At 48.4% G+C, this 273-nt stretch carries 1 tRNA gene; it reads left to right on the top strand.

Annotated features, from left to right (window positions below):
* Positions 1 to 200: 200 nt before the first annotated feature.
* Positions 201 to 273 (top strand) — tRNA-His (locus tag BK120_RS34410).

Raw genomic sequence — 273 nt, 5'->3', positions numbered from 1 at the left:
CTGACGAATACTAATCGGTCGAGGGCTTATCCTAAACACGTTTACTGTGACCCATACATCCAGTAGACAGCAGCATAGAGGCTTCAGCAAGCCTAATCTTTCGTATCCAGTTTTCAGGGCGCAACTTGCTAATGCGTGCATTAGCAGACGACCCACAAAAGTGGGTTTTCTTTTTTGTTCAGCACCTGATTTTATTTATGGCGGTCGTGGCGAAGTGGTTAACGCATCGGTTTGTGGATCCGACACTCGGGGGTTCAATTCCCCTCGATCGCC

It is taken from the genome of Paenibacillus sp. FSL A5-0031, assembly GCF_001956295.1.
Taxonomy (GTDB): domain Bacteria; phylum Bacillota; class Bacilli; order Paenibacillales; family Paenibacillaceae; genus Pristimantibacillus.
The sequence above is the reverse complement of the archived record's forward strand: the minus strand, read 5'-3'. Positions and strand labels throughout refer to the sequence as shown.